The organism is Turicibacter sp. TJ11 (assembly GCF_021497505.1).
Classification (GTDB): Bacteria; Bacillota_I; Bacilli_A; order MOL361; family Turicibacteraceae; genus Turicibacter.
Genome location: NZ_CP069349.1, coordinates 1,176,465 through 1,202,049 on the forward strand (window position 1 = coordinate 1,176,465; position 25,585 = coordinate 1,202,049).

A 25,585-nucleotide genomic window follows, 5' to 3' on the forward strand; every position below is an offset into this window, starting at 1 on the left:
ACGTTTACAGCGTGCTTTTTTGACATTCATCAAAATAAATCGGATGATAACTTAATAGATATCCTTCACTATCTTCATAATAAAAAATCACGCTAGCAGCTCCTACTCGACGACACTTTGTTCTTGTGTGCCAATCAAACGTGAAATCAAAATCCTCATCTAATGCTTCTGTTGTTTCATATAAGTCAAAATCAATGGTATAGGTTCCATCCTCATTTAACTGACGTTGTTTAAATTGCGGATATATCGTATCTGTTTTAACATTGATGTCTGGTCTAATGATGTAATCACCTAAATCTACATACATGCCAACAGCCGTAACTTTTTCATTAAAATATTGATCAATGATAGATAATAACATGCGTTTATCAAAAGAAAGATATAATTGTTCCTCATAATTCACTTGATCAATCATAGCAGGATATTCAAGTTGTATTAATTGACTACCAAAATTTAAAAGTTCTAACGTACTTTCCTCACCATGCTCGTAGTCTTTAAAATGAAGCCTCGTTAAGGCTTTGAAATAGTTATTTAATTCCTGAATTTGTTCCTCTGTTAAAGTTTGATTACTATTTATTTTATCATTGACCGATTTTATTCTTATCGAGTCATCATCGCTAAAACAATAAATGATAAACCAAATAACGCTAAACAAAAAGATGATTTCGATTATCATTTAATCACCTCTCCTTTTGAAGTCAACTATGACTTATTACATCATATTCAATTATTCGCCTAAAAATGACACTAAAAAGACATAATCCCTATTTGGATCTCTCTTTCTGAGTCATAAAATGAAGTTTTATCTATCTTCAAATCCTATTTAGCCTTTTTAATTTCTTTAAAGGTTCAAAACACGATTCATCTGCATGAAAAAAGTAGCCTTAAAAGAAGGCTACTTTTTAACTGCGATGACCATGAGCTGAGACAATTTTATAATCAACCTCATCAATTTGAAATTGCGTTGAAATGGTTTTTCCTAAGATGTGTTGTCCAAATAAAGAGGATTGCCCATACTTTCCCTCATAGACATTGATCTCGTCATCTGGCACAATCATCACATCTAAAGCCAACTGATTGGTTAAATTTAAAAGTTTAATTTTATCATACAATTGAATGACGTCTTCTAACTTTAGCTTTCTAGATGGCGCAGGTATTTCTTTTTCTTTAATTTCACGCTCTTTAATTGTTGATAAATAATGTTTAAAATAAGTAACCTCTCTTTTATCCATAACTCCCCCGTTAATCATCAATCTCATCTTACATTTTACAAGTTAGCACATGAATTGTAAATTATTATTGATTGATCTCTTAGTCCGTTTGATTGATAAACTCACGTCTATTGCTTGAATAACCTCATTCTTTTTCACCTAAGCTTTATGATAAGCATTTATCTGACAAAGTTTGATTTTTCTTAATCATTCGATTTAAATAAAAGAAGAGGATTGGTTTATTTTATCAAATCGACCCACACTTTCCTTTAAAGTTCTCATGAACTTTTGTTAGATTCTGTAATCTACGTCTTAAATGTTCACTCTGTATTATATAATGTAACAAAACTATTTATATGAGAGAGGGTTGACCTATTTGAAAAAAATAATCTCTACAATATCTCTATCGGTAACTGCCTTACTCGTCGTTTTTGTCTTACAGTATAATAGTGGTGCCAAAACAACTGAAGAAGCCATGACGATTGCCGGTTTAACTACCCTTGAAACCCTGTATGAAAAAAAGACAGAAGAAGGAAGTATTCTTTTATATCGAGTTCCTGGAGAAGATCAAATCTCACTTGCCTTTTTAAATCGTGATTTCTCAGGTTATGAATATGTTGATGGAACGATTCAGTATGAAACAACGAGTCTTGAAGAACAAGCTGGGATTACCTATGTCACTCTTCGTCAATCAGATGATCTTCCATACACCATTTATGCTGGTGTTACAACTAATCCTGATCTATATGAAGTTCTTGTAACGGAACCAACGTTTAACATCGCACATAGTGCTAAAGTATTTGAATCTGATGTTGAAGGTGTTTATATTTGGATGGCCTATTCTCCAGATTTTAAAGGCGAATCGTTTACGTTAATTGGATTGTCAGAATCAGGTGAAGTGGTAGGTGATCTTGAACAAAGTGGAACCGAATTAACCATTCATTCCATTGATACCTCTGAAGCACATTAACGAGTTATGAAACAGTAAACAATCAATAAAGCCTGTCTCATCATGAATGAGATAGGCTTTTCTTATTTTTGTCACTTCTTTGAGTCTCTCAGTCAAGAACATCATTTTTTTATGAACTTAAGATTTCTAAAATAAATTCAAGCAATATAACCACCAGTGCGAACTGGTGGTTTTCTCTGCGGCTGAAAGCCTCTATTGCCGGCCTAGGCCTGAAAGGCCTCCTGAAGTCCTTAACTTCTGCACCACATTCACTTATTAATCCTCAAAGGATTTCTTACTTACTCTCTTCATCTTGTTTTTCAGCAACCACTCATTCAAGCGTCATCAGACCAGTTACCTCTTTCCTATCTCTTTACTAGCAGCTTATCGAATTTTTACACGAATTATCTTGTCACCTTTAGCCTTACTTTCTAAATAAAGTGAAATCTTCTTTTATAATTACATTCTACCTCTTATCTCACTTCTCTTAATATTCGTCTACTTTTTACTCTAAGTACCCTTTGATTACCACGCTAAAAGCTTTCCGGAACCACCCGCATAGCAGGTGGTTTTCATTTAACACAAAAAGAGAAGTCATTTTTAACTTTAATGACTTCTCTTTCTTCATTTCATTAGCGATTTACTTTTTCATACTTAATATCAACATAAGTTTTTCATCTAACAACCTAAATCAAACTGGCTGTAATATAGCTTGTGATAAAATCCTTCCTCTTGTAATAATTCATCGTGAGTTCCTTGTTCAATAACTTGGCCATGATTCATCACTAAAATTTGGTCGGCTTTTTGAATCGTTGAGAGTCGGTGCGCCACAACGAATGTTGTGCGTCCTTGCATCATGTGATCAAAGGCTTCTTGAATTTGTCTTTCTGTTCGGGTATCAATCGATGATGTTGCCTCATCTAAAATTAACATTGGCGGTTTCAACAACATTATACGAGCAATGCATAGTAATTGCTTTTGACCTTGAGAAAGATTGCCTCCGTCTTCACTGACTAACGTATCATAGCCATTTTTTAATTGCATAATGAATTGGTGCGCGTGAGCATTTTTAGCCGCTTCAATAATCTCTTCCTCACTGGCGTCTTTCCCATAAGCAATATTTTCTCGAATGGTTCCATTAAATAGCCAAGAATCTTGTAAAACCATTCCATATAAACTTCTTAAATAGCTTCGATTCATGACTTTCGTATCTATTCCATCAATCAAAATATGACCACTTTTAGGTTCATAAAATCGCATTAATAAGTTAATGAATGTCGTCTTTCCACATCCAGTCGGTCCCACAATGGCAATCATTTGTCCTGGCTTTGCTTCAACCGTTAAATCTTCGATGAGTGGTTGATTCTCTTCATAAGAAAAGCATACATTTTGAATTTGAACATGACCCTTTACCTCTGTCACTGTTTGAGTGGATTCCCTTTCTACTTCACCACTCATGTCTAGTAGATTAAAAACTCTTGTGGCGCTTGCAAGCGCCGTTTGAAGCTCGGTAAAAACATTTGAAATATCATTAAATGGTTTTGTGTATTGATTCGCATAACTTAAAAAACTCGATAAAGCACCGACACTCATATAGCCACCTATGACAAATAAAGATCCTGCAATACAAACACTTCCATAAACGATGCTATTAACTACTCGCGTACTTGGATTAACAAGGGCTCCTAAAAATTGAGACTTTAATCCACTCACATAAAGTCGTTGATTAATCTCTTCAAAAATCGCTTGATTTTCTAACTCATAACCAAAGGCTTTCACTAATTTTTGATTTCCAATCATCTCTTCTACATATCCACTTAACTCTCCTCTGACCGTTAGCTGTTCACCAAAATACTTATAAGTCTTCTTAGCAATGATCGTAGCAACAACCAAAGATAACGGGGTTAAAATAATGACGATCATCGCCACTGGGATATTAATATAAATCATGAATCCAATCGTTCCTACAATGGTAGCTATTCCATTAAATAAATTCGTAAATCCCTGTAGTAAGCCATCCCCAATTAAATCAATATCATTAATCATTCGACTTAATAAATCACCATGCGAATGAGCATCAATATAACGAAGAGGTAATGATGAATACTTATCAAATAATCGAATTCTTAAATCTCTTGTCATTGAATAAGTCACTAAGTTAGAAAATCGAACAACTAACCAACTAAATAATGACGTTAGCAAGACACTCATCATAATGACTATGATTTGATGAAATAATAAATCAAATTCAACTAATCCTTGACCAACTAAGTAATCGATTCCCTGCCCAATTAAAATAGGAGTCAGTAAGGTAAAAATAATTTGTCCGATTGAAGAAAGTAACACTAAAAGTAAATACTTTAAATAAGGTCGGCTAAACGAGAGTAATCGTTTTAAGATTTGAGTATCCATTAACATTCCTCCTTTGATAATTGAGAGGTTGCAATTTCTTGATAAACCGCGCACGTCTTCATTAATTGCTCATGATTTCCTATTCCAACTAGCTCACCATGATGAAGAACTAAAATTTGATCAGCATGCATCAAACTACTCACTCGTTGAGAAACAATAATCGTCGTTTGTTTTAACGTTGATAATGACTTTCTTAAAGCGGCATCCGTCACAAAATCTAAAGCACTCGCACTATCATCAAGAATTAAAATTTCAGGCTTTTTCACTAATGCTCTTGCGATTGTTAAACGTTGTCGTTGACCACCTGATAAATTTTTTCCTCCTTGGTGAATATCCGTATAAATTCCCGCTTCTAGTTCATTAACAAATGTCGCTTGTGCGATCGCTAACGCTTCTTTAATTTCTTCATCAGAAGCATCTTTTTTACCCCAACAAAGATTTTGTTTAATCGTTCCTGTAAATAAAACAGCTTCTTGAGGTACCAATCCAATCATCTTTCTTAATGTCGGAATGGAATACTCCTCAATAGGTAGGCCCTTAATATAAATTTGCCCTTCTGTTTTTTCATAAAAACGCGCCATTAAGTTAATGAGTGTTGTTTTTCCTGAACCTGTTCCTCCAATAATTCCAATGGTTTGTCCTGAATGAATTTCAAAGTTTAACTGTTTTAAGGCTTCTGCTTTTTGATAAGAGAAAGACACTTGATCAAACTGAATTAAACTCGCTTCATTTACACCAGCCGTTTGTTCTCCTCCATATATAGTTGGTTGGATTGCTAATACTTCTTCAACCCGTTTATAACTTGCACTTGCTTTATTAAAAATAATAACGACATTAGCAAAAGCAAACATCGATAATAAAATTTGGTTCATGTAATTAATGAGCGCAATAATCTCACCTTGCGTAAGCGTCCCCTCGTTTACCTTAAAACCTCCAACAAACAGTATCAGAACAATCGCTAAATTCACAATAACATTCGTTGCTGGATTTAATAAAGCTGAAATCTTCCCTACCTTCACTTGCATCTCTTTTTGTTCATCAGTCGCTTGGGCAAATCTATCTTTTTCTTGTTCTTGTTTTGAAAAGGAACGAATGACACGAATACCTGATAAATTTTCACGACAAACTAACGACACAGCATCCAACTGTTTTTGAATTTTTAGATATAACGGTAAAGATTTAGACATGACGAAATAGATCGTCAAAGCTAACAATGGAATACTCGTTAAGAAGATGAGTGCCATTTGAGGACTAATTTTAAACGCCATGATAAACGACCCAATGATGATGAAAGGTGATCTTGAAACTAAACGAATCGTCATGGCAACAGCTACTTGTAATTGATTCACATCATTTGTTAGACGTGTAATTAAAGATGGCGTTCCAATTTGATCAATCGTCTCATAATCATATCGATTCATGACTTTAAACATATCATTTCTTAAATAGGTTCCAAATCCTTGAGATGTCTTAGATGCAAAATATTGACAAACTAAGGCGCAAAGATATCCGATAATGGCAAATAAAAATAAAATTGCCCCCATCTTTAAAATATAAGATTGATTTTGATGTCTAATTCCATCATCAATCATCCGCGCTACCACTAATGGAACTAATAATTCAAAAAATGCTTCAATCATTTTGAATAAGAAACCAATCATTGCTTGAAACCGATAAGGCTTCAAATACGTTCTCCACATCTTATTCCCTCCCTATTATCTAAAAACGAAAATATTTTCTTTACTACCTAGCCGGTTAATTAAGTAACGTCAGGCACTCGCTTGGGTTCATAAAAGATTTCATCCTTTTAGTCTACTACCAAGCCCTTCATTGTTTTATTATAGTCTATATGGTAATATATGTATAATATATATAAAATATAATGAGTATACTTTTTGGATATGGGAGAGAGTTATGGAGATTAAACAAATGATCTATTTTAAAACAATTGTAGAAGAAGGTACGATTTCAAAGGCGGCACAAGTTCTTCATATGGCACAACCCCCCTTATCTATGCAACTCAAACAACTCGAAGAGGAATTAGGCGTGCAATTAATGAAGCGTGGGCATCGAAAAGTGGAATTAACGCCTGCGGGTCGTCTTTTTTACAAACGAAGTCTTCAAATTATTGCTTTAAGTGAAATGACTGTTCATGAACTCAAAGATACTCAACACGAAATGATCCGAATCGGCATCACCTCTTCTAATTCTGCCTTGGTTCAAGAATTAAAAGATTTTATTGTAACAAATACTCACTTATCTTTTCGAATTCATGAGGGCTCGACTTATGAGATCATCGATTTATTATTAGCCCATAATATTGATGTTGGAATTGTTAGAACTCCCTTTGATCATAGTCAATTAGAAGTCTATGAATTAAGAAAAGAACCGATGATAGCCGTAGGAACTAACGAATATTTAAATCAGTCTATGACGAAAATGAACGATTATAAAGAGGTTCCCCTCATTATCCATCAACGATATCTTCCCCTCATTACAGACTATTGCTTAAATCTTCAATTTAATCCATTTATTAAAATGTCAAGTGATGATTGTCGGACTTCTCTGATTTGGGCACAACTTGGGTTAGGAGTCGCCATCATTCCAAAAAGTGCACTTCCGTTATTAAATGATACTGATTTAACAGTCATCACTTTAGAAGATCAAGAGTTATATACCCATGTTGTTTTTATTACACGAAAACAAGAAAAACTCCATTCTAAAACGCAAGAGCTGATTCAACAGTTCTTTAATTAGATTTTATTTTAGAAAAGTGTTCATTGCTAATGAAATAATAGTTCACACCAATCAATAAATACCCTCTTAAAGTGCAAACGAATGACAAAATAAAAAAGACATAGCTCATTTTCTCCCATGTCTCTTGTCATCTTAAATGATTAATGAAAATAAATCTCTAATACGCAAGCTCTGTTTTTGTCCATTGACGAAAAAAATTAATATCCCGAATCGTTCCATCTGAATTTAAAATTCCCAAATAAACGCCATCGTTTTTCCCCACACTCCAAATCGCATTTGCTGTATTATCTTTTGTGGTAATGTTTGAATCTTTAATGAACTGAACAAAAATATCTTTTCCAATTCCAAATGTTTCAGTGACATAAGCTACTAAATAAATATCGATCGCACTGGCTCCTAGCTCAATAGGATCTTTTCTTAGAAGATGTTCTTTAATGATTTGCGGCCAATCTTCTTGATAACTTTCTAAAATTAAATCTTGTATTTCATTTAAGCAATAGGCTTTATAACAACGTTTTTCCCATTGTCTTAACAATGTTTGATCTCCATTAACTTCGACTAAATGAACTAACATCTTTTTAAGTCCACACAACATTGGAATAACTTTATCATCTAGTTGACGCCCTTGTAAGTGATTAGGTAAAATAATTTTTAAATTTTCATCTCTCATTTCACCCCCCCATTTTTGCAAACCCTTTCTTCATTTTTCACGTCTATTATAGGACCCTTGATTAAGTATTGCAACCAGTCATCCCAAATATTTTTAAACTAGAAGATAAACATTCTCTTTTCTCAACAAAAAAAAGAGCCTTTATCTAATGTCCAATATATGACATCAGGCTCTTTTTTTGTTCTTAATTTTACAAAAAATTATAAGTTTAATGAATAACAAGAGATTTCTCTAAGAAATGAGCGGTTACATGTTAATACTCTCAAACTCCTACTTGACTAAATTTACTTATTAGAAATTTGATTGATATAAGCAGGTTTTAAAAAACTTCTGATCTGTACGGACTAAATTTAGGTTAAAAATTTTTTAATATAAAACAAAATCCATTCTTATTTACTTTTGAGTATGACTTCAACTATCTCTGGCCTGTTGTTTATTCTAAGCGGAATTGGATTATTCCCTAGTCCTCTACTGACAACCATGACTGAGTTTTCTTTGCGAAATAATCCTCCATCATATTCGGGGAAAAATCCCTCCGCTGAAAGAATCCCACCGATCACTGGCAAACGGATCATTCCCCCATGAGTGTCACCACAGAATATTAAATCTGCTCCCCATTTTGTATAATCATCAAAATAAGTGGGTCTATGTGACAGTAAAATAGTTACTTCTTCTTTATTTGACTGCCCCAATCGTTTGTCAATCTGGATGTCTCCTGATAAATGTTCTTTCAATCCGTATACATTAATGGTTGCATCTTGTCGTGTAATTGTTACTTGCTCATCATTTAAAACAGTCACACCAAACTGACTTAGTTTTTCTTCGTAATCTTCTTTTGTTCCGTCTATTTGATACTTATTTCGATCCTCGTAATATAAACCTTCTTCGTGCTCACCCGTTACATAGTAGATCGGATACTGTTGATTAAGACTTTCAACCAACTTAATTAAAACATCTCCGTTCGTTGATACCTCTCTCGTATTCGTTAACATATCACCTGTCATAACAATGATATCTGGTTTAATTTGATTAATTCTTTCTATTAACCTTTCATTTTCATATCCAAATTCCTGATTATGCAAATCAGATAGCTGTACAATCTTATATCCATCAAATTCTTTTGGTAAATCATCTAACTGAATCACATGAGTCGTAACAGAAATCCAGTTCAGTTGTAAAAAATAATAAATTACTGCCAATGTGACAATTATTAAAGTCCATCCCATGATTTTTCTACGTTTTTCAATCATTACTTTCCCCTTAGTTTTACAAAATTTATAATCTATATAGAAACAGATAAGTTTTTCACATTTTTTCGCAGAGTCTTTGGATCACTTCCGAAGGTCTTTCATTGATATGTTGAATAAATCCTTGAACAGCGTTTCTAATCTCATTTATATTTTTATAAAAGACGTTATGAATCACAGATTGTTTTAACCATTTCCATAATCCTTCAATTAAGTTTAATTCTGGACTATATGGTGGTAAAAAGATTAACCTTAATCTATTTTTGTGTTCGTTTAAAAAAGGTTGGATGAGTTTAGCGTGATGAATTCTTGCGTTATCTAAAATCATGACAATCTTTCCCGTTGGATATTGTTTCAGTACTTTTTTGAGGAATTCTAAAAAGATATCTGCTGTATAACGTTCTTCCTCCTGGACATAAACATGACCTGTCTCATAGTTAAGGATTCCTATTAATTTGACACTTTTATTATTTCCGTAAGTAGGAATAATCCGTTGTTTTCCTTTAGGAAACCAATTGTTGACTAATGATTGATAATCTCTGATAGAACTTTCATCTTGAAACAATAAATGATCAATCTCTCCACGAATCAAAATTTTTTAATTGTTCAAATTCCTGTTTAAATCCCTCTTGTTTTTCTTGACTAGCTCTCGCTAATGAGTAAGTCGGGCGTGTGTAGCTAAAACCTAAGCGTAACAACATGTCACGCATTCCCCCTTTAGAGAATGAAATTCCAAAGGTTTGCTTCACCCAGATGCATAATAGCTTACAATCCCAAGTCATGTACGGTTCAATCCCAACATCAGCGGGCGTTTTATGGATGAGAGTATGGATTAACTCAGCTTCTTGCTCAGGTGAAAGTTTCTTCGGGCAGCCTGATTTTGGGCGTGGGTTTAATCCCTCAAGTCCATATTTTTTATAATTTCTAACATGTGTTCCGATGGTCTGAGCAGTAAAGGGAACTATCCTAGCGATTTCTACATTTTTATATCCTTGTAAGTGTAAATAGATGACTTGATAACGAGTATAAAGTTGTTTCGATGATGTTTCACGCATCGCTGTTTCAATTAATTTTAATTCTGTCTGATTCATAGTTGCCCCAATTTCTATCCTAAAATGTATGTTTAATATCTACTATTTTAACATACATTTTAACGAATTTTGACCACAAGTATTTGAATTAAAAAACTATGAAATACATTTCTGTTTCTATATATTATATAACAAGTAACGATTCAAATTCAAATATTTGGAAAATTATAATCTGACTTTTTATCTCTAATTATAAACTTACCTTTCATAGTAGCGAACCATACAACGATTTACGATATGATTATTTTTTTCATTTACATAAAACCATCCCAGGTGGTTTTGTCTTTCTCATACTAACAGAATAAAACCCTCAATAAAAAAAGACCAAAAAATTGGTCTTCATTATTAATTAGCTTCTTCAATTAATACACATTCGTCATTTACTTTAATTTTTCCACCTTTTAAAACGCGCGTGAAAATTCCGTTTTTAGGCATGATACATTGTCCCACACGATAATAGATGGCACAACGTGTATGACACTCTTTCCCAATTTGTGTTACTTCTAATTCAACTTCTCCGATTTTAATTTTTTGTCCAACTGGTAATTCATTTAATTTAATGCCTGAAACGACTAAGTTTTCACCGAAGGCCCCAAAACCAACATTAGCTCCCTTGCTATTGAAATCTTCAATTTTCTCAAGTGCTAATAAGCTCACTTGACGATGCCACTTTCCAGCATGTGCGTCCCCTTCGATTCCGAAGTTTTCAATTAATGTTGCCTCTTCTACCATATATTTAGCTGTTCCTTTTTTTTCACTTGTACAGATTGCGATCACTTGACTCATATCTTTATCCTCCAATTTGATTCATTAACTTTATTTCTTCATTTTTGTCTTTTTGATTAAAGAGATGTTTTTCAGGCTTTTCATAAATGTTTTGAGAGATCAGCTGAACTAATGCTTCATCACTGATTCCCTCACGAAGCTTATCTTTTAAATTCACTCCGAATCTAAAATGTAAACACTGTTTTAAAAAACCATCAGCTGTAATACGAATTCGATTACAATCTTGACAAAAACAGTTCGAAACCGCACTAATAAAGCCAACCCGCCCTACTGCATTAGCTACTTGAATATATTCTGCAGGTCCACCCTTTTTAACGCGTCCACTTTCTTTAATCTCTAAGTGATTTGATTTAATTAAATCTAAAATTTTAGCATTAGATACACCTTTATGTTTTTTTCCAATCCCAATTGGCATTAATTCAATAAAACGAACATCAATCGGATGAGTTAAGGTTAAGTTAACGAAGTCTAAAATTTCATCATCATTAACCCCTTCCATCAAAACCGTATTGATTTTAACTTTTAACTGATACTTTAAACATTCCTCAATAAATTGTAAAACATCTGATAAATTCCCTCGACGAGTAATTTGTTTAAAGCGATCTTCTTTTAATGTATCTAAGCTAATGTTGACTCCTTTTAATCCATGCTTTGCAAACAGATGGACTTGATCGGCCATAAGCGTCCCATTCGTTGTCATATAGATTTCATCGATACCCTCAATGTCATTTAACTGTTTAATGAGTTCATCAACTTTAGGGCGTGCTAACGGTTCTCCACCCGTTAATCTTATTTTTTTAATTCCTAATTTAGCCGAAGCTTTTACCACTCTAATAATTTCTTCATTCGTCATTAAATGACTATTTTTTAAAAAGTCTTGCTCTTTATCTTCCATGCAATAAACACAACGTAAATTACATTTATCAGTAATGGAAAGTCTTAAATAGTCAATATCTCTATTATATCGATCTCTCATTTTATTCGTTTAACTCCTCTTCAAAGAAGTTAAACTCACCACTTTTCCCGCCTGTTTTTTTCAATAAATGGGTTCCTTCAATGACCATACGTTTATCAACCGCTTTACACATATCATAAATCGTCAACGCAGCTACTGTAGCAGCAGTTAAAGCTTCCATTTCAACTCCTGTTTTATCAACGATTTTTACGGTTGCTGTAATATGGATCGCACATTCTTCATGATCGATTTCAAAGTCAACTTGGCAGTTAGAAATCATAAGAGGGTGACACATTGGAATTAAGTTAGACGTTTGCTTACTTGCCATAATTCCTGCAACACGCGCGACCCCTAAGACATCACCTTTACCAATTTTACCGGCTTCAATTAAAGCTAATGTCTCTTGGCTAACTTTAATTTTAGAAACGGCAGTCGCCACGCGTGCTGTTTCTTGCTTATTTGATACATCTACCATTTGTGCATTTCCATTATGATCAAAGTGAGTTAATTTATTTTCCATTTTCGTTTCTCCTATCCTGTTTAAATTATTTACCAAACGAACAATGTGGGAATGAACAAACATCACAATCTAAACAAAGTCCACCATGTCCATATGCTGCAATATCATCTTTCGTTAAGATTTCATCCGTTAAAATACGAGGTAAAACAAGATCTAAAACGGTACGTTTTGAATACATCGCACAACTTGGAACACCTAGAACTGGAATATTTCCATGATAAGCTAATAAGAACATCGCACCTGGTAAAATAGGTGAACCATATGTCACTAAATCACAACCACTTTCTTTAATCGCAGTTGGTGTCACATCATCTGGATCAACCGACATTCCACCTGTACAAATAATTAAATCTACCTTTTCTTCAATTCCCTTTTGAATTTCTTCAATAATTCGTTCTTTTTGATCCGGTAAGATCACTTGACGAATGACTTCACTTCCATACTCTCCCAACTTGCGTTCAATGACAGGTAAGAAAGCATCTTTAATCGTTCCTTTATAAACTTCATTTCCTGTAGTAATCAATAAACATTTTTTAGGTTTAAATGTTTCTAACCAAATCACACGTTCTTTAATTAAGTTTTCGGCTTGAATAATTTTTTCTTCATCAATAATTAATGGGATGACACGTGTTCCACCAATTTTTTCACCTTTTTTTAATGGCGTGTTATGATGAATCGTTGCCATCATCATCTCACCAATTGAATTTAGTGTAAATAATTTTTCTTTATCAACTTTTAATACCCCATCTGTTGCTGCAAAGAAATCAATTTTTCCTTCTTTAATTTCTTCTGATAATGCAATTCCTTCACCTTTAACTAAATGAGCCAAACGTGTGGCTGCTTCATTTTCATGTAATTGCCCTTCTTTTGCTTCCCAAACATAAATATGCTCTTTTCCAATCGCACGTAATTTCTCAATATCTTCTTCTTGAATTAAATGTCCTTTTTTAAATAAACGACCTTTAAATTCCCCAGGAATAATTTGTGTCACATCGTGTGAAAGCACGGTTCCAATAGCATCTTCTACTTTAATCATTTTCATCATGACTGATCCTTCTCCTTCATTTAGTACCTCATGTAATTTAACAATGTTTTATATAAGCTCACTAAAAAGATAGCAACTATAAAAATGACAACTAAAATTAACAACGCTTGCTGATTATCATTATTTTCTATCGCATAATAAAGCGCCATCGGTAACGTCTGTGTTTTTCCCGGAATATTTCCTGCTACTAATATCGTTGCCCCAAATTCACCAAATGCTCGAGCAAACGATAATAGCATCCCGTTTAAAATGCCTTGAATAGAAAGAGGAAAAATTATTTTTATCCAAATGGTTAGCTCACTGGCTCCATACACGCGGGCAGCATTTAACACATCCTCATCAATTGATAAGACGGCTGCTTTTATACTTTGATACATAATGGGAAACGTCACAACGATTCCTGCGATCACGGCAGCTGTTAGTGTAAAAATAATTGAAATATCAAACATTTGATAAAGAAATCGTCCAATCCATCCTTGACGTCCGAAAATCATTAAGATGATGTAACCGATCGCTGAAGGAGGAATAAACATCGGTAAAATAAATAATCCTTCTAACCAACGGTAACGTTTCTTTTGATTAAATCCAATAAAAATAACAGCCCCCATCGCTAGTAAAAGCCCAATGAGAACCACTAATAAAACAACAGTAAATGAAACTTTCGAAGCTTCAATTAATACTTTATTATTCATTAATATCAAATCCATAAGACTTCAAAATATTTTTTCCTGTGCTTGATAAAATAAAATCCATAAATGCTTCGCACTCTTTTTGATTTTTGTATCCCTCAATTGGTGCTAACGAGTAAACGATAGGCTCATATGAATCTTGAGGAAGTGGCAGAACTACTGAAGCTTGAGTTAAAGTCAGTGCATCGGTTTGATAAATCACACCATAGTCAACTTCGCCTCGTTCTACATACGTTTTAACAGCCGTGACATCTTTAGCATAAATCAGTGAATCGTTGAGTTCTTCCCAAAGATTTAAGTTCACAAACGATTCCTTTGCATATTCTCCTACCGGCACCGTACTGACGTCTCCAATCGCTAACGTGAACGATTGCTTCGTTAAATCAGTGAGTGTTGAGATAGTAGGCGCATCTTCACTTTTAATTAACACTAACGTATTAGAGATGGTAGAATCTTTTTTATTTGCCAAAATCAAACCTTCTTCTATTAATTGATCGACATACTTTTCATCAGCAGAAAAAAATAACCCTACCTCGGCCCCTTGACTAATCTGCTTTTTAAGGGTTCCAGACCCACCTGAGTTTAGATGAATATTAATTGGCACTTCTTTTTCGTATGCTTCAATGATTTCATTCATCACTGGAACTAAACTCGCTGCCACACTAATATGAATGTCTTTTGTTTGATCATCTGTCTTGTGGCAAGCTGCTAATAACAAAGTGACTAAAACGGTCATAAAAATCGTTATTTTCTTGCACATTCTTTAGCCTCACCTAATAAAATCTGTATTCCATGTATAATCTCATCTAACACAAAGTCTAATGCTTCTTGGCAAGCTTTCGGACTTCCTGGCAAATTCACAATTAATGTCTGTTTACGAATTCCTGAAACGGCACGCGATAACATCGCACGTTTTGTAATTTGCAAGCTGTAATAACGAATCGCTTCGCAAATTCCTAATGCCTCACGATCTAAAATGGCTTTAGTCGCCTCTGGTGTCACATCTCGCATAGAAAAACCTGTGCCACCTGTTGTTAAAATTAAATTCACCTTTAATTCATCACACATGTGAACCATTTCTTCTGATAACATGTTTTGATCATCAGGTAAAATAACGTATTTTTCAACTTTAAATCCTTTTTGTTCGATGATTTCTTTAATGACTGCACCACTTTTATCTTCACGCTCACCTGCGTAACCTTTGTCGCTACTCGTAATAATTCCAACTGTATACACTTAAATCGCCTCCAAAGTTAAAAAATCGGTTGGGGTATTTACATTCATAAAATCCGTCTGTAAAAAACATTCATCCCCCATCGTTGTAACGACTTCATAATTCAAACGTCTGATGAAGGACTGTAATTTATACTCTTGATTCATTAACGCTTCATGCACTTTATCTTTTATCGATTGATGATAAACGGCACAAAGCGGTTGAAGTCGTTCGTCATAAACGGGAACTAAAACGTCATATCCTTCTTCATAATCAGCTAAATAATTTAAAACCTCTTTACGAACTAATGGCATATCACAAGCCACACATAAAACGTGGGCTGTTTTGGCTTCATGCAAGGCAGCCTCAATCCCTGATAATGGGCCATGACCTTGAGAAAGATCAGGAATGACTCGAACATTTAATAATTGATAAGGTGTTGGGTCATTAGCAATGATAATCACTTCTTCAAAATCTTCACCCGCTTCAATTAAACGTTCAATAAACGTTTTATCCTGATAAGTCATTAAGGCTTTATTACGATGGTTCATTCGACTTGATTGACCACCTGCTAAAATAGCTAACGTTTTATCATTCATTTAATATCCTCCTTTAGGATAATTTAATAATGGATACCCAATCTCCTTCACTGAGTGGTCCTACATTTGCTTTTATTTCTATTAAGCAATTAGACCCGATTGTCGAACTTAAAATACCATTTCCACCTTTTTGTTGAGTCACTGTGACTACCTGACCTTTAGGCGTTGATTCAACAAATCCACGAATAAAACGTCGTTGTTTTGCAACCTTTGTCATCTCATGATTTAGGCGTGCTTGTTCATATCTCAAGCCTATCATTTGATGACCCGCTAACTTGCTAAGCGTTGGTCTAGCAATTAATTCAAACGTCGTTAAGGCAGCCGTTGGATTTCCTGATAAACTAATAATCATTTTATTTTGATATTGACTACAAAGAAGCGCCGATCCTGGTTTAATTAAGATTTTCCAAAATAATTTTTCGCCACCTAGTTCATCAATGGCTTCTTTGATTAAATCTTTCTCACCTACTGACGCTCCACCTGTCGTAATAATCACATCAGCGACTTCTAATGATTTTTTGATCTTTTGAGCAATACCACTCACACAATCTTTTTCGTGATTAGTATACGTCACCTCATACCCTAGCTCTTTAACACGACCTAAAATCGCGTACTTATTACTGTTATAAATCTTTCCAAACGGTAGGGGTTGTCCAAGTTCAGAAACTTCATCACCGGTACTAATAAAGGCCACTCGAGGTTTTTGATACACATCTACCTCTTCAATTCCTGCACTCGCTAAAATTCCGATGTCTGCGTAGTCTAAACATTTCCCTTTCCTTACTAAAAGAGTTCCATCGGTGATATCTTCTCCTTTTGGACAAATATTTTCACCGGGCTTTACCACTTTCTCAACAAAAATAATTCCGTCTCTAATGACAACATCTTCTTGTTTAATGACTGCCGTTGCCCCTTTAGGAATGGGAGCTCCAGTCATAATTTTAATCGCTGTTTTAGCTGTTAGTTCCCTCTTAGAATGTCCACCAGCAAATACTTCATCAATGACCTTTAATGTTACAGGCAAATGTTGAGTATCATTTGCGATAATGGCATACCCATCCATGGCTGACTTATCAAAAGGAGGATTATTCATACTTGAATAAATTGATTCATGACAAACTCGTCCGATGGCCTCAAGTAAAGGAACTCGCTCGATGTCCAATGAATCAACTCGTTCATCTAAAATATGAATAGCCTCTTCTAAGCTAATAAATGACTTCATGACCTTCACCTTCTTTTTAATGCTGTTAACATCTTTTGCTCTGTTGTTAACTCCCTCATTTTAAGGTATTAAGCTAATAACAAAGCAAAAGAAAAGGCTTATTACTCAACTATTTTTGGGTATGAGTAATAAGCCTATATATATCTATATAAACTCGACTTATTTTCCTTCCCAAACTGTGGAGATCATACTTTTTCAAATATCACCCTGTGAATCTCATTGGATTCAGGCCTATTATCCATAGAGTAACGTCCTTAGGCTTAATAGGCTCAAGAAAACTTATTCAATTATTTTTCAAATTCAAACTCTTTTTCTTTTTCAATCAAATCAGCAAACATGATGTAGTCTGTTGATTGAAACACTGACACATCATTTAAATCTAGTGGTACATCGCTTGCAACCGCGATTAATAACTCTTCCTTCGTCATGATGCAATCACTTACACCATCACGATAAACTTCAATTTTTCTTAGTGGGCTTTTTTTATAGCCTTCTACTAAAATGATATCTTTATCTTTTAATAATTGCAAGATATTAATTAACTCTATTTCTTCTTCGACTTCTTTAATCATTGCAAAACGATTTTTTGATGAAATAACAACCGTATTAGCACCCGCTTCACGATGACGATATGTATCTTTTCCTGGATGATCGATATCAAATCCATGAACATCGTGTTTAACCGTAGCAACAGTTAAGCCTCGACTTCTTAACTCTTTAATTAACCCTTCCATTAAGACCGTTTTTCCTACATTTGATCCTTGACCAATAACATTTATAACCTTCGCCATCGTTTCAGTCCCCTTCATACTCTATCTATTGTTTCTTTCTCTTTTTAGTCAATTGTACTAGCCATGATAATCCAATGCTAATTTCAAATAACAAAATCATAGGAACAGCTAATAATAATGATACAACATCAGGCGATGTTATAAAAGCCGCAGCTATAAAAATAGCCATAACAAATATTGGGTGTTGTTTAATTAAAAAGTTAGGCGTCACCAATCCTAGCATCGATAATAACAAAATGACCATTGGCATTTCAAACACTAAACCAAATCCTAAAATCATCGTACTAATGAAAGAGACAAAAGATTCAATAGAGATCATTGGTTTAATTCCTGATACGGCGATATTAACAAAAAACTCAAATGTGGTCGGTAAAACAATAGTATAGCAAAAAAATAGCCCCAATTATCAAGCAAAATAATAAAAAATTCTTTTTGTGATATAATCACTTCAAAATAAATGTTAACAAACTCATATCGTCAAAAAGTTCTAACAAGTGTATTCCTCATATGCTCCCTTTTCAATCAAAAACCTGTTTATTAATTAGATACGTACTCAGGCTATGATATGTTAGTGTTGACTTTTAAACTCCTCTTGAGATTTATTTATATTTTTTCAATATTTATTACAATCACTTCGCGCTGTTAACTATATACAAGAATTATCTATAAATAAAACCTTGTTTTCTCATCAATCACGTCAAAGTTTTAATCCATTAAAAAAGATGAATGCCTGTTTTGACATTCATCTTTTTGATTTAAATGATATGATTATCTATTTTTTAAACTTCTTCAAGCTCATTCAACACGTCTTTTCGATCGAGAAATTTCAAAATAGACTGTCTGATATAATGACTAGCTGTTAAGGCAATCGCTGCTGGTAAGATGATTAAAAGACCTGGTATCATGACTAAACAAAATAACATCGCAATGATGACACCAAATGCTTTAATCGATTCAAGTAAATACGCATGGGTAAATAAAAAAGAATTTTTAATGAGCATGATCGTTTTGAGTTCATATTTCGCTAACAACGCACACATATAAAAACTCAGCATCATCACCTCAAAAACAATGACAACAAGGATGAACAAAGAAAGACTGAATCCTTGTTGTAAGAATGAGTATCCCATCATTAAATAGATCGTGGCACTAAACCATAAAACCCCTAAGATGACTGTCACTAAAAGTGATTGAACAAAATTTTGTTTATAACTTTTGATAAAATCAAAAAGAATCTTAGATTCTTTTCCACTTACTTTTTTATCTGCCACATAAAATAACGCTGTCGTTGAAGCTCCAATTGTGATAATGGGTAAGCATCCAATCATCCATAATATCGAAATAACCCCCATATCGCTTAACGTATAAATCATCTTTAAAAATATGTTTTCATCATCCTGTTTTCTCATTCTCATCCCTCCAACATCGCTTTTTCATCATATTGCTTATGGGGATTATACCATAATTTAATATGGTTTTATTTCGAAAATTGTTGTAATTTTTGTCATTTTTAAATCAACTTTTTCATATCATTTAAAGAAGACGCTTCTCTCAAAATTAAGGTTCATTCTATATTTTTACCTTTTCACTTATATCGTCAAAAAACAGGTCCAATACTTTGGACCTGTTTTTTATTTAATATTAGATAAAATTAACTCATCTTAAAGTAAGCATGACTTCCCCGATTATCCATTTCTACAACGAGCTTAGCTGGAATTCTTTCCTTTAATTCATGAACATGGGAAATGACTCCGATTAGTCGCCCGTGATCTTGTAATTCCATTAAAATGTCAATCGCCTGATCTAACGACTCAGAGTCTAAGGTTCCGAATCCTTCATCAATAAACATCGTATCTAATTGAATCCCACCTGAATTTTGCTGAACGGTATCTGAAAGCCCTAGCGCAAGTGCAAGTGACGCTTTAAAACTTTCACCACCTGATAACGTATTAACAGGACGCGTTTTTGCCGTATGACTATCGTAAACATCTAAGTCTAATCCTTTACGCCCGCCTCCTTTCACTTCTTCTCGACGAAGTAAATAATAACGACGCGCTGTCATTTTTTGAAGACGAGTATTAGCAGCCTCTAACACTTCATCAAAATAACTTGATAACACGTAAGTTTCAAAAGACATTTTTCCACCACTTCGACCATTAGCCAGTGATTCTAGCTCTCCGATGACTAAATATTCTTGTTCACGTTTTTGAATCGTCTCGTATTTTTTCTGAATTGAATTTAATAAATAATCATTTTGCTCAAGATTTGCTAATAATGTCGCTTGTTCTTTTGTTAACTGATTTTTTCGACTTTCTAAGTCTGCCAATATCTCTTCAATGACACTGATATTGACACGATCTTTTCCTTGAAGTTCTCCTTTTAACAAGTCTACCATCTTCGTCGCCGTGTGTAGTTCTTGATAGAAGGTTTGAACTTGTTGCTCTAGTTGTACCAATTGATCAATCATTTGTTTTGCTTCTTCATAATGACTTAGACTAGTAAACGAACCTTCTACTTGGTTTTTAAACGTTTGAGAAATCATCTGGTGTTGTTCCTCATAATGAACAAACTGTTCCTGAGCTTCAGATAATTTAGCTTGTAGCTCTGTCAATTGATGAGTGACTCGTTCATAGTCTAATTGACTTTGTGTAATATTTTGTTGAAGTTTGATCTTTTGATCTGAGATTTCTGATATCCTTTGTTTTAATACCGTCAACACTCGGTACTCCATTGGAATCGTTAACTCTAAATCTTCTTTTGAACGTTTTTCAACGCTATAACACTCACGTTTTGCTTGGAGTAATCGTTCTTCTTTAAGCAATTCTTCTTCTAGTGGATGAATGTTTTCTTTTTCAGAGGTTAACTGTTTAATTTGCTCCGTTATTCTTTGACTTTCTTCGTTTAATGTTTGTTGAAGTTGACTTAAATCGTTAAAACTTATCATGAGTTGGTCACGTAATTGTTCTAGTCTAAGTCTTGAAACTTCCATCACTTCTTCTTGTGATAAACGTTGCTTCAACCACTCGATAAACTGTGCAATTGACTCATCTTCTTGTGATTTTTTCATCTGTAAAGCAGTTAACTCTTGGTTGATGTGATGGGATTTTGATTCTAACGCCTCAACTTGTGCTCTTTCTTGTTCAAGTTCTTGCTTCGTTAGAATTTTCTCCTCACTTCGACGAGGATTAGGATGTTCCTTCGATCCACAAACAGGACAAGCTTGATTCACTTGTAATTCATTTGCTAAGCGAATCGCCGCAGCATTAATAAATAATTCTGCTTGATGCTCATAGAATTCACGTTTTGCTTCCGACTCGTTTTTAACGTGGGTATAGTCTAATTGTAACTGATCAAGACGCTGCTGTGTCTGCTCTTTTGATGTCACCACTAAAATTAAACGTTGAAGCTGTTGAATCGTTTCTTCTTGTTTTTCCTTTTCAAAGCTTAAGGCCTGTAATTGTTCGTTTAAATCAGTTAATTGAGGGGACAACTCATCTAATAGCGATACCTTTTGTTTAAGTTCTGCTAATTTTTTTTGTTTCTCCTCCACTTGATCTTTCAACAAATTCCCTTCTACTATCAAGGTGTGTAATAGACGTTCCTTTTCTTCTAATTTCATGACTCCATCTACAAAGCGATTTAACTCTAGTTCTTGTTGGTTTAAACCGACTAATTGTTCTCTTAAAGACTCGATAGCATCATAACATTTTTTCACCAAAATGAATTGATGGTTGGTTTCTTCTAATGACTGTTGCAACTGTTGTTTTTTTAAATCAGCGTCTCGTTTAAACGCCTCATACTTTAACATTTCGTTTTCACTTGGAATAATAGACTGTGCAAATTTAATAACCTGTATTTGTTGTTCTTGATCTTTAATGACCCTTTCATAATGTTTCAATTGATCGACTGTTTTCAACGTCTGTTCATATTGATTAAATTTTTCATTTAAATGCTTTCCTGCTTCATAGCTCATTCGATGTTCCTGGATAGATTCCCCTAAAAATTGAATCATCCCACTTAACGTTTCAAGAGATTCGCCCCATTTTTTTTGTACAGATTTAACGACCTCAAGTAACGTTGGTAGTGGCTGTTCATAATCAATCGTATGTTCTTCATCTGTTTTAATTAATTTTAATTCCGCTAAAATCGCTTTTTGAGTGTCTGCTACTTCTAGTTTTAAGGCATTAGATTTGGTCGTTAACTGTTCTTGAATTTTTTTATAAAAATCAGTGCCAAATATTTTCCGCAAAATCTCTTCTTTATTTGTGGTGTTAGCATATAAGAATTCTTTAAAATCCCCCTGCGGAATCATGACTATTTTTCGAAATTGCTCCACCTTTAAACCGATAATTTGTTGAATCAATTCTCTAACTTCATTTTCTTTTGTCACAGGAGGCTCCTCACCTCCTACTTCTAAAAGTTCAACTGAAGCGGGAACTTCTCTAAATCCCTCTCCCCTTTTTTTCTTTTGTTGTTGTTGAGGAGCACGCAAGATTTTATAAATTTTATCCTTCACTTGAAAGGTAAATTCTACTTCTGTTTTGATTTCACTTTGAGCAGCAAAATCACTACGTAGCTCTTTTCCTGTTCGACTCCCCCCACTTGTTTCCCCATATAACGCATAGCAAATGGCATCAAAAATCGTTGTTTTTCCAGCTCCTGTCGGTCCTGTTACAACAAAAATTTCTTGATTAACTAAGTCCTCTTTAAAATTTAATGTCGTTTGCTTAGCATATGGCCCAAACGCAGTCAGCTTCAACGCTAATGGCTTCATCGCTAGATCTCCTCTCTAACTTGGTGAATGATTTTTTGAATGAGTTGTGTTCCTTCTTCATGCAACGTGTTGCCTTTATGATGTAAGTAAAAATCACTAAATAATTGTTCTGGTGTTTTTTGTTCTCGAGTGAATTTATCGAGCTTACTTCCTTTAAACTCATTAAACTTTTGATCTAACTCTAAGATCATAATATTAGGATAAACTTTTCTTAACTTCGCCATTGGTTCTAAAAGTTCCCCACGATCTGTTAAAATAACGCGAAGATAATCTTCGCTTGAAGGTTGATTCAGTAACTCATTTAACTCGCCCTTAATCGTTCGCATGTCTCGTCTTGGTATTAATGGTAAAAGTTCGTAAGTTATCGCACCTGATTCATCTAAATCAACCATCGTCACTGATTTATGATAATTTTCTTCTGAGAACGAATATTTTAATAACGATCCACTGTATCGAATGTTATCATTTCCAACTTTTTGAGTTCGATGTAAATGACCTAGCGCGACATAATCAAAATCATCAAAATAAGAGGCTGAAACAGATTCTTTCCCTCCTACGACTAATTTTTTCTCTGATTCACATGCTTGCGGTTCTTCATCACCTCCAACAACGAAGGCATGAGTAATTAATACGTTGCGTTCTTTGCGATTAAGATCTAATTTTTCAAGTGTCATTTTCATCGCTGCGTCTAATGACTTAATGTTATCGTCTTGATGGACTTCACGCACGACTGCATAATCAGCAAATGGAATTAAGTAAAAATTAACTAGACCATGTTCATCTTTTAAAACGACTTTTTTCACTTCTTTTGTATAATGCCCCGCTACATAATAATTTGCTGATTCAAACAATTCACTACCAAAGTTCACTAAATCAGCACCATCATGATTTCCCGCAACCGCTAAAATAGGGGTTTTTAAATCAATGAGAACTTCCTTTAAAAATCGACTATATAATGAAACAGCCACTGCGGGTGGAACACTTCGATCATAAATGTCGCCAGCTAATAAAATGGCATCTGGTTGATAGATTTGAATGTATTCTTTGACTTGATCTAATACGTATTGTTGATCTTCAATCATCGAAAATGAATGAATGACTTTTCCAAAATGTAAATCACCTAAATGTAAAAACCTCAAACGTCTTCCTCCTTAAAAAGCGAATATTTGTTCTAATTATAAGTCTTTTTTACAAGAATCGTCAATCAAATAAAGCTTGAACTCATCGACAAATTTCTTGATTTTATTTCCTAAGAAATAATCCCTCATCCCCCCATGTTATCTGCAGCTGTGACGACTTTCTTGTACCTCAATTTAGCATGTCTGTTTCTTAAAAAGACTAATCATTAGAGATTTTTTCATCTATTGGCTTCAGATTAAAAAAATTATATACTATATATAAGTAAAAATAAAATCGATGTTGATCGCAACACTCAATGATTTCAAAGAAAATAGATGATTTATTAACACCTAAGAAAAAGGAGGGATGCCTTATCCTGAATCAAAACCTACCTAAATATTTAGCTGTTTCTGAATGGATGAAACAACAAATTTATCATCATCGTTTTAAAGCCGGTGAAAAATTAATTAGTGAGAATCAATTATGTGAAAAATTCTCCATCAGTCGACAAACGGCTCGCCAAGCGATTGCTGTTTTAGAAAAAGAAGGACTTGTGTTGAAAAAACAAGGAAGCGGGACATACGTTAATCCTGATTTTATCAGACTAAAAGCTGACTCTAAAACAATTGGACTAGTCATCGATTCGATGGATAACTTCCTTTTTTCTGAAATTATTTCTGAAATAGAAGATGTTTTATCAGCGAACGACTATCATACGATTTTAAGACTGACAAGAAACAAAGTTAATCATGAACGAGAGCAACTGCTAACGTTATTAGATTCTGATATTGACGGCTTAATTGTTCAAGGAACAAAGTCTGCTTTACCTAACCCCAACTTAGATATTTATGAGCAATTTACCGAACGTGGCATTCCTGTTATCTTTATTAATAATTACTATCCGTCTTTAAACTGTAATTATATTGTCGTTGATGATGAGTTAGGTGGTCGTCTCGCCACTAAACACTTAATAGAAAAAGGTCATGAACGTATTACCGGGATCTTTAAATATGATGACTTACAAGGAAGTCTTCGTTACAAAGGCTTTTTAACCGAAATGTATCACCATCATCTCTCAGTTGATGAATCCTCTATCATTTGGTATTCTACTGAAGACATGAATCGCCAGTTTTCTCTTGATCAAGATCACTCCTTATTAACGAAATTACGTCACTGTACTGCCATCATTTGTCATAACGACCAAATTGCCATGAAGCTGATGAATTTATTAGCACATCAGCAATTATCAGTTCCTAATGATTTATCCATTATCAGCTTCGATAACTCAACACTTTGTGAACTTGGAACCGTCACCTTAACGAGTGTCTCTCATCCTAAAGGAGATCTTGGACGCTTAGCCGCTGAATCACTACTAACGATGATTGAAAATCAAGCATTTGAAATTAAACATCTTTACAAACCAGAGCTAATCATACGAGAATCGGTTAAAAAATTATAGAAGAGCTTTGTAGAAAAGCTCTTTTTTATTTCAATCAGCTTTGCTTCTTTTACCAACGTAAAAAAGCTAGCTGATA

At 34.1% G+C, this 25,585-nt stretch carries 24 protein-coding genes and 1 riboswitch; of the genes, 3 read left to right on the forward strand and 21 right to left on the reverse strand.

Annotated elements, in window-relative coordinates:
- Positions 1-4: 4 nt before the first annotated feature.
- Positions 5-676 carry a hypothetical protein gene (locus JRC48_RS05465; RefSeq protein WP_235070839.1) on the reverse strand — a complete coding sequence of 224 codons (672 nt, stop codon included), beginning with the start codon at positions 674-676 and terminating at the stop codon, positions 5-7.
- A 226-nt stretch (positions 677-902) separates the two neighbouring features.
- On the reverse strand, positions 903-1,232 hold the full coding sequence (locus JRC48_RS05470) for a hypothetical protein (protein ID WP_235070840.1): 330 nt from the start codon (positions 1,230-1,232) through the stop codon (positions 903-905).
- Positions 1,233-1,587: 355 nt separating this feature from the next.
- On the opposite strand from JRC48_RS05470, the gene JRC48_RS05475 reads away from it, so the two are divergent.
- On the forward strand, positions 1,588-2,181 hold the full coding sequence (locus JRC48_RS05475; protein WP_235070841.1) for a hypothetical protein: 594 nt from the start codon (positions 1,588-1,590) through the stop codon (positions 2,179-2,181).
- Between the two features lie 657 nt (positions 2,182-2,838).
- On the opposite strand, the gene JRC48_RS05480 is transcribed toward JRC48_RS05475, so the two are convergent.
- Positions 2,839-4,572, reverse strand: coding sequence for an ABC transporter ATP-binding protein (locus tag JRC48_RS05480; protein ID WP_235070842.1), 1,734 nt, complete (start codon positions 4,570-4,572; stop codon positions 2,839-2,841).
- Positions 4,572-6,272: an ABC transporter ATP-binding protein gene (locus JRC48_RS05485; RefSeq protein ID WP_235070843.1), complete on the reverse strand. Its 1,701-nt coding sequence runs from the start codon at positions 6,270-6,272 to the stop codon at positions 4,572-4,574. Before JRC48_RS05485 ends, JRC48_RS05480 begins: the two co-directional genes overlap by 1 nt.
- 214 nt (positions 6,273-6,486) lie before the next feature.
- On the opposite strand from JRC48_RS05485, the gene JRC48_RS05490 reads away from it, so the two are divergent.
- Entirely contained in the window at positions 6,487-7,329 is an 843-nt protein-coding gene (locus JRC48_RS05490; protein WP_235070844.1) for a LysR family transcriptional regulator, read from the forward strand.
- A 157-nt stretch (positions 7,330-7,486) separates the two neighbouring features.
- On the opposite strand, the gene JRC48_RS05495 is transcribed toward JRC48_RS05490, so the two are convergent.
- From JRC48_RS05495 to JRC48_RS05575, 17 genes are all read right to left on the reverse strand, one after another.
- The gene (locus JRC48_RS05495; RefSeq protein ID WP_235070845.1) at positions 7,487-7,999 is read right to left on the reverse strand and encodes a hypothetical protein; all 513 of its coding nucleotides are present in this window, start codon (positions 7,997-7,999) and stop codon (positions 7,487-7,489) included.
- 389 nt (positions 8,000-8,388) lie between these two features.
- The gene (locus JRC48_RS05500) at positions 8,389-9,249 is read right to left on the reverse strand and encodes a metallophosphoesterase (RefSeq protein ID WP_235070846.1); all 861 of its coding nucleotides are present in this window, start codon (positions 9,247-9,249) and stop codon (positions 8,389-8,391) included.
- A 55-nt stretch (positions 9,250-9,304) separates the two neighbouring features.
- Positions 9,305-10,337, reverse strand: a protein-coding gene (locus tag JRC48_RS05505) for an IS630 family transposase (RefSeq protein ID WP_235069469.1) whose coding sequence is annotated in 2 segments (ribosomal slippage) — positions 9,305-9,838 and positions 9,840-10,337 — 1,032 coding nt in all. Because the reading frame shifts where the segments join, the coding sequence is not laid out codon by codon here.
- 345 nt (positions 10,338-10,682) lie between these two features.
- Complete coding sequence (locus JRC48_RS05510) at positions 10,683-11,123, reverse strand: MOSC domain-containing protein (protein WP_235070847.1); 441 nt, start codon at positions 11,121-11,123, stop codon at positions 10,683-10,685.
- Between the two features lie 4 nt (positions 11,124-11,127).
- Entirely contained in the window at positions 11,128-12,099 is a 972-nt protein-coding gene (gene moaA / locus JRC48_RS05515) for a GTP 3',8-cyclase MoaA (protein ID WP_235070848.1), read from the reverse strand.
- Position 12,100: 1 nt separating this feature from the next.
- Positions 12,101-12,598 carry a cyclic pyranopterin monophosphate synthase MoaC gene (gene moaC / locus JRC48_RS05520; protein WP_235070849.1) on the reverse strand — a complete coding sequence of 166 codons (498 nt, stop codon included), beginning with the start codon at positions 12,596-12,598 and terminating at the stop codon, positions 12,101-12,103.
- A gap of 25 nt (positions 12,599-12,623) precedes the next feature.
- Entirely contained in the window at positions 12,624-13,643 is a 1,020-nt protein-coding gene (locus JRC48_RS05525; RefSeq protein WP_235070850.1) for a molybdopterin-binding protein, read from the reverse strand.
- Between the two features lie 20 nt (positions 13,644-13,663).
- Positions 13,664-14,335 carry a molybdate ABC transporter permease subunit gene (modB, locus tag JRC48_RS05530; protein ID WP_235070851.1) on the reverse strand — a complete coding sequence of 224 codons (672 nt, stop codon included), beginning with the start codon at positions 14,333-14,335 and terminating at the stop codon, positions 13,664-13,666.
- Positions 14,328-15,092 (reverse strand): molybdate ABC transporter substrate-binding protein, encoded by a 765-nt coding sequence (gene modA / locus JRC48_RS05535; protein WP_235070852.1) that lies wholly within the window; start codon positions 15,090-15,092, stop codon positions 14,328-14,330. The genes modB and modA overlap by 8 nt, the downstream gene beginning before the upstream one ends.
- The gene (locus tag JRC48_RS05540; protein ID WP_235070853.1) at positions 15,077-15,568 is read right to left on the reverse strand and encodes a MogA/MoaB family molybdenum cofactor biosynthesis protein; all 492 of its coding nucleotides are present in this window, start codon (positions 15,566-15,568) and stop codon (positions 15,077-15,079) included. The genes modA and JRC48_RS05540 overlap by 16 nt, the downstream gene beginning before the upstream one ends.
- Positions 15,569-16,144, reverse strand: coding sequence for a molybdenum cofactor guanylyltransferase (locus JRC48_RS05545; protein WP_235070854.1), 576 nt, complete (start codon positions 16,142-16,144; stop codon positions 15,569-15,571).
- Positions 16,145-16,157: 13 nt separating this feature from the next.
- Entirely contained in the window at positions 16,158-17,366 is a 1,209-nt protein-coding gene (gene glp, locus JRC48_RS05550) for a gephyrin-like molybdotransferase Glp (protein WP_235070855.1), read from the reverse strand.
- 148 nt (positions 17,367-17,514) lie between these two features.
- A riboswitch (molybdenum cofactor riboswitch) is annotated at positions 17,515-17,654 on the reverse strand.
- Positions 17,654-18,157 (reverse strand): molybdopterin-guanine dinucleotide biosynthesis protein B, encoded by a 504-nt coding sequence (mobB, locus tag JRC48_RS05555; RefSeq protein WP_235070856.1) that lies wholly within the window; start codon positions 18,155-18,157, stop codon positions 17,654-17,656. It overlaps the preceding riboswitch by 1 nt.
- Before the next feature lie 25 nt (positions 18,158-18,182).
- The gene (locus JRC48_RS05560; protein ID WP_235070857.1) at positions 18,183-18,560 is read right to left on the reverse strand and encodes a twin-arginine translocase subunit TatC; all 378 of its coding nucleotides are present in this window, start codon (positions 18,558-18,560) and stop codon (positions 18,183-18,185) included.
- Between the two features lie 376 nt (positions 18,561-18,936).
- Entirely contained in the window at positions 18,937-19,566 is a 630-nt protein-coding gene (locus JRC48_RS05565; RefSeq protein ID WP_235070858.1) for a YesL family protein, read from the reverse strand.
- Between the two features lie 242 nt (positions 19,567-19,808).
- Positions 19,809-22,931: an SMC family ATPase gene (locus JRC48_RS05570; RefSeq protein WP_235070859.1), complete on the reverse strand. Its 3,123-nt coding sequence runs from the start codon at positions 22,929-22,931 to the stop codon at positions 19,809-19,811.
- A gap of 2 nt (positions 22,932-22,933) precedes the next feature.
- Complete coding sequence (locus tag JRC48_RS05575; RefSeq protein ID WP_235070860.1) at positions 22,934-24,070, reverse strand: exonuclease SbcCD subunit D; 1,137 nt, start codon at positions 24,068-24,070, stop codon at positions 22,934-22,936.
- A gap of 296 nt (positions 24,071-24,366) precedes the next feature.
- On the opposite strand from JRC48_RS05575, the gene JRC48_RS05580 reads away from it, so the two are divergent.
- Positions 24,367-25,509: a GntR family transcriptional regulator gene (locus JRC48_RS05580; RefSeq protein ID WP_235070861.1), complete on the forward strand. Its 1,143-nt coding sequence runs from the start codon at positions 24,367-24,369 to the stop codon at positions 25,507-25,509.
- The last annotated feature ends 76 nt before the right edge of the window (positions 25,510-25,585 follow it).

Excerpts from the sequence above, each read along its gene's own strand:
- JRC48_RS05465 (WP_235070839.1), bottom strand. The coding sequence starts at position 676 with ATGATAATCGAAATCATCTTTTTGTTTAGCGTTATTTGGTTTATCATT.
- JRC48_RS05470 (WP_235070840.1), bottom strand. The coding sequence starts at position 1,232 with ATGGATAAAAGAGAGGTTACTTATTTTAAACATTATTTATCAACAATT.
- JRC48_RS05480 (WP_235070842.1), bottom strand. The coding sequence starts at position 4,572 with ATGGATACTCAAATCTTAAAACGATTACTCTCGTTTAGCCGACCTTAT.
- JRC48_RS05485 (WP_235070843.1), bottom strand. The coding sequence starts at position 6,272 with ATGTGGAGAACGTATTTGAAGCCTTATCGGTTTCAAGCAATGATTGGT.
- JRC48_RS05490 (WP_235070844.1), top strand. The coding sequence starts at position 6,487 with ATGGAGATTAAACAAATGATCTATTTTAAAACAATTGTAGAAGAAGGT.
- JRC48_RS05495 (WP_235070845.1), bottom strand. The coding sequence starts at position 7,999 with ATGAGAGATGAAAATTTAAAAATTATTTTACCTAATCACTTACAAGGG.
- JRC48_RS05500 (WP_235070846.1), bottom strand. The coding sequence starts at position 9,249 with ATGATTGAAAAACGTAGAAAAATCATGGGATGGACTTTAATAATTGTC.
- JRC48_RS05510 (WP_235070847.1), bottom strand. The coding sequence starts at position 11,123 with ATGAGTCAAGTGATCGCAATCTGTACAAGTGAAAAAAAAGGAACAGCT.
- moaA (WP_235070848.1), bottom strand. The coding sequence starts at position 12,099 with ATGAGAGATCGATATAATAGAGATATTGACTATTTAAGACTTTCCATT.
- moaC (WP_235070849.1), bottom strand. The coding sequence starts at position 12,598 with ATGGAAAATAAATTAACTCACTTTGATCATAATGGAAATGCACAAATG.
- JRC48_RS05525 (WP_235070850.1), bottom strand. The coding sequence starts at position 13,643 with ATGATGAAAATGATTAAAGTAGAAGATGCTATTGGAACCGTGCTTTCA.
- modB (WP_235070851.1), bottom strand. The coding sequence starts at position 14,335 with ATGAATAATAAAGTATTAATTGAAGCTTCGAAAGTTTCATTTACTGTT.
- modA (WP_235070852.1), bottom strand. The coding sequence starts at position 15,092 with ATGTGCAAGAAAATAACGATTTTTATGACCGTTTTAGTCACTTTGTTA.
- JRC48_RS05545 (WP_235070854.1), bottom strand. The coding sequence starts at position 16,144 with ATGAATGATAAAACGTTAGCTATTTTAGCAGGTGGTCAATCAAGTCGA.
- glp (WP_235070855.1), bottom strand. The coding sequence starts at position 17,366 with ATGAAGTCATTTATTAGCTTAGAAGAGGCTATTCATATTTTAGATGAA.
- mobB (WP_235070856.1), bottom strand. The coding sequence starts at position 18,157 with ATGGCGAAGGTTATAAATGTTATTGGTCAAGGATCAAATGTAGGAAAA.
- JRC48_RS05565 (WP_235070858.1), bottom strand. The coding sequence starts at position 19,566 with ATGAGAAAACAGGATGATGAAAACATATTTTTAAAGATGATTTATACG.
- JRC48_RS05570 (WP_235070859.1), bottom strand. The coding sequence starts at position 22,931 with ATGAAGCCATTAGCGTTGAAGCTGACTGCGTTTGGGCCATATGCTAAG.
- JRC48_RS05580 (WP_235070861.1), top strand. The coding sequence starts at position 24,367 with ATGATTTCAAAGAAAATAGATGATTTATTAACACCTAAGAAAAAGGAG.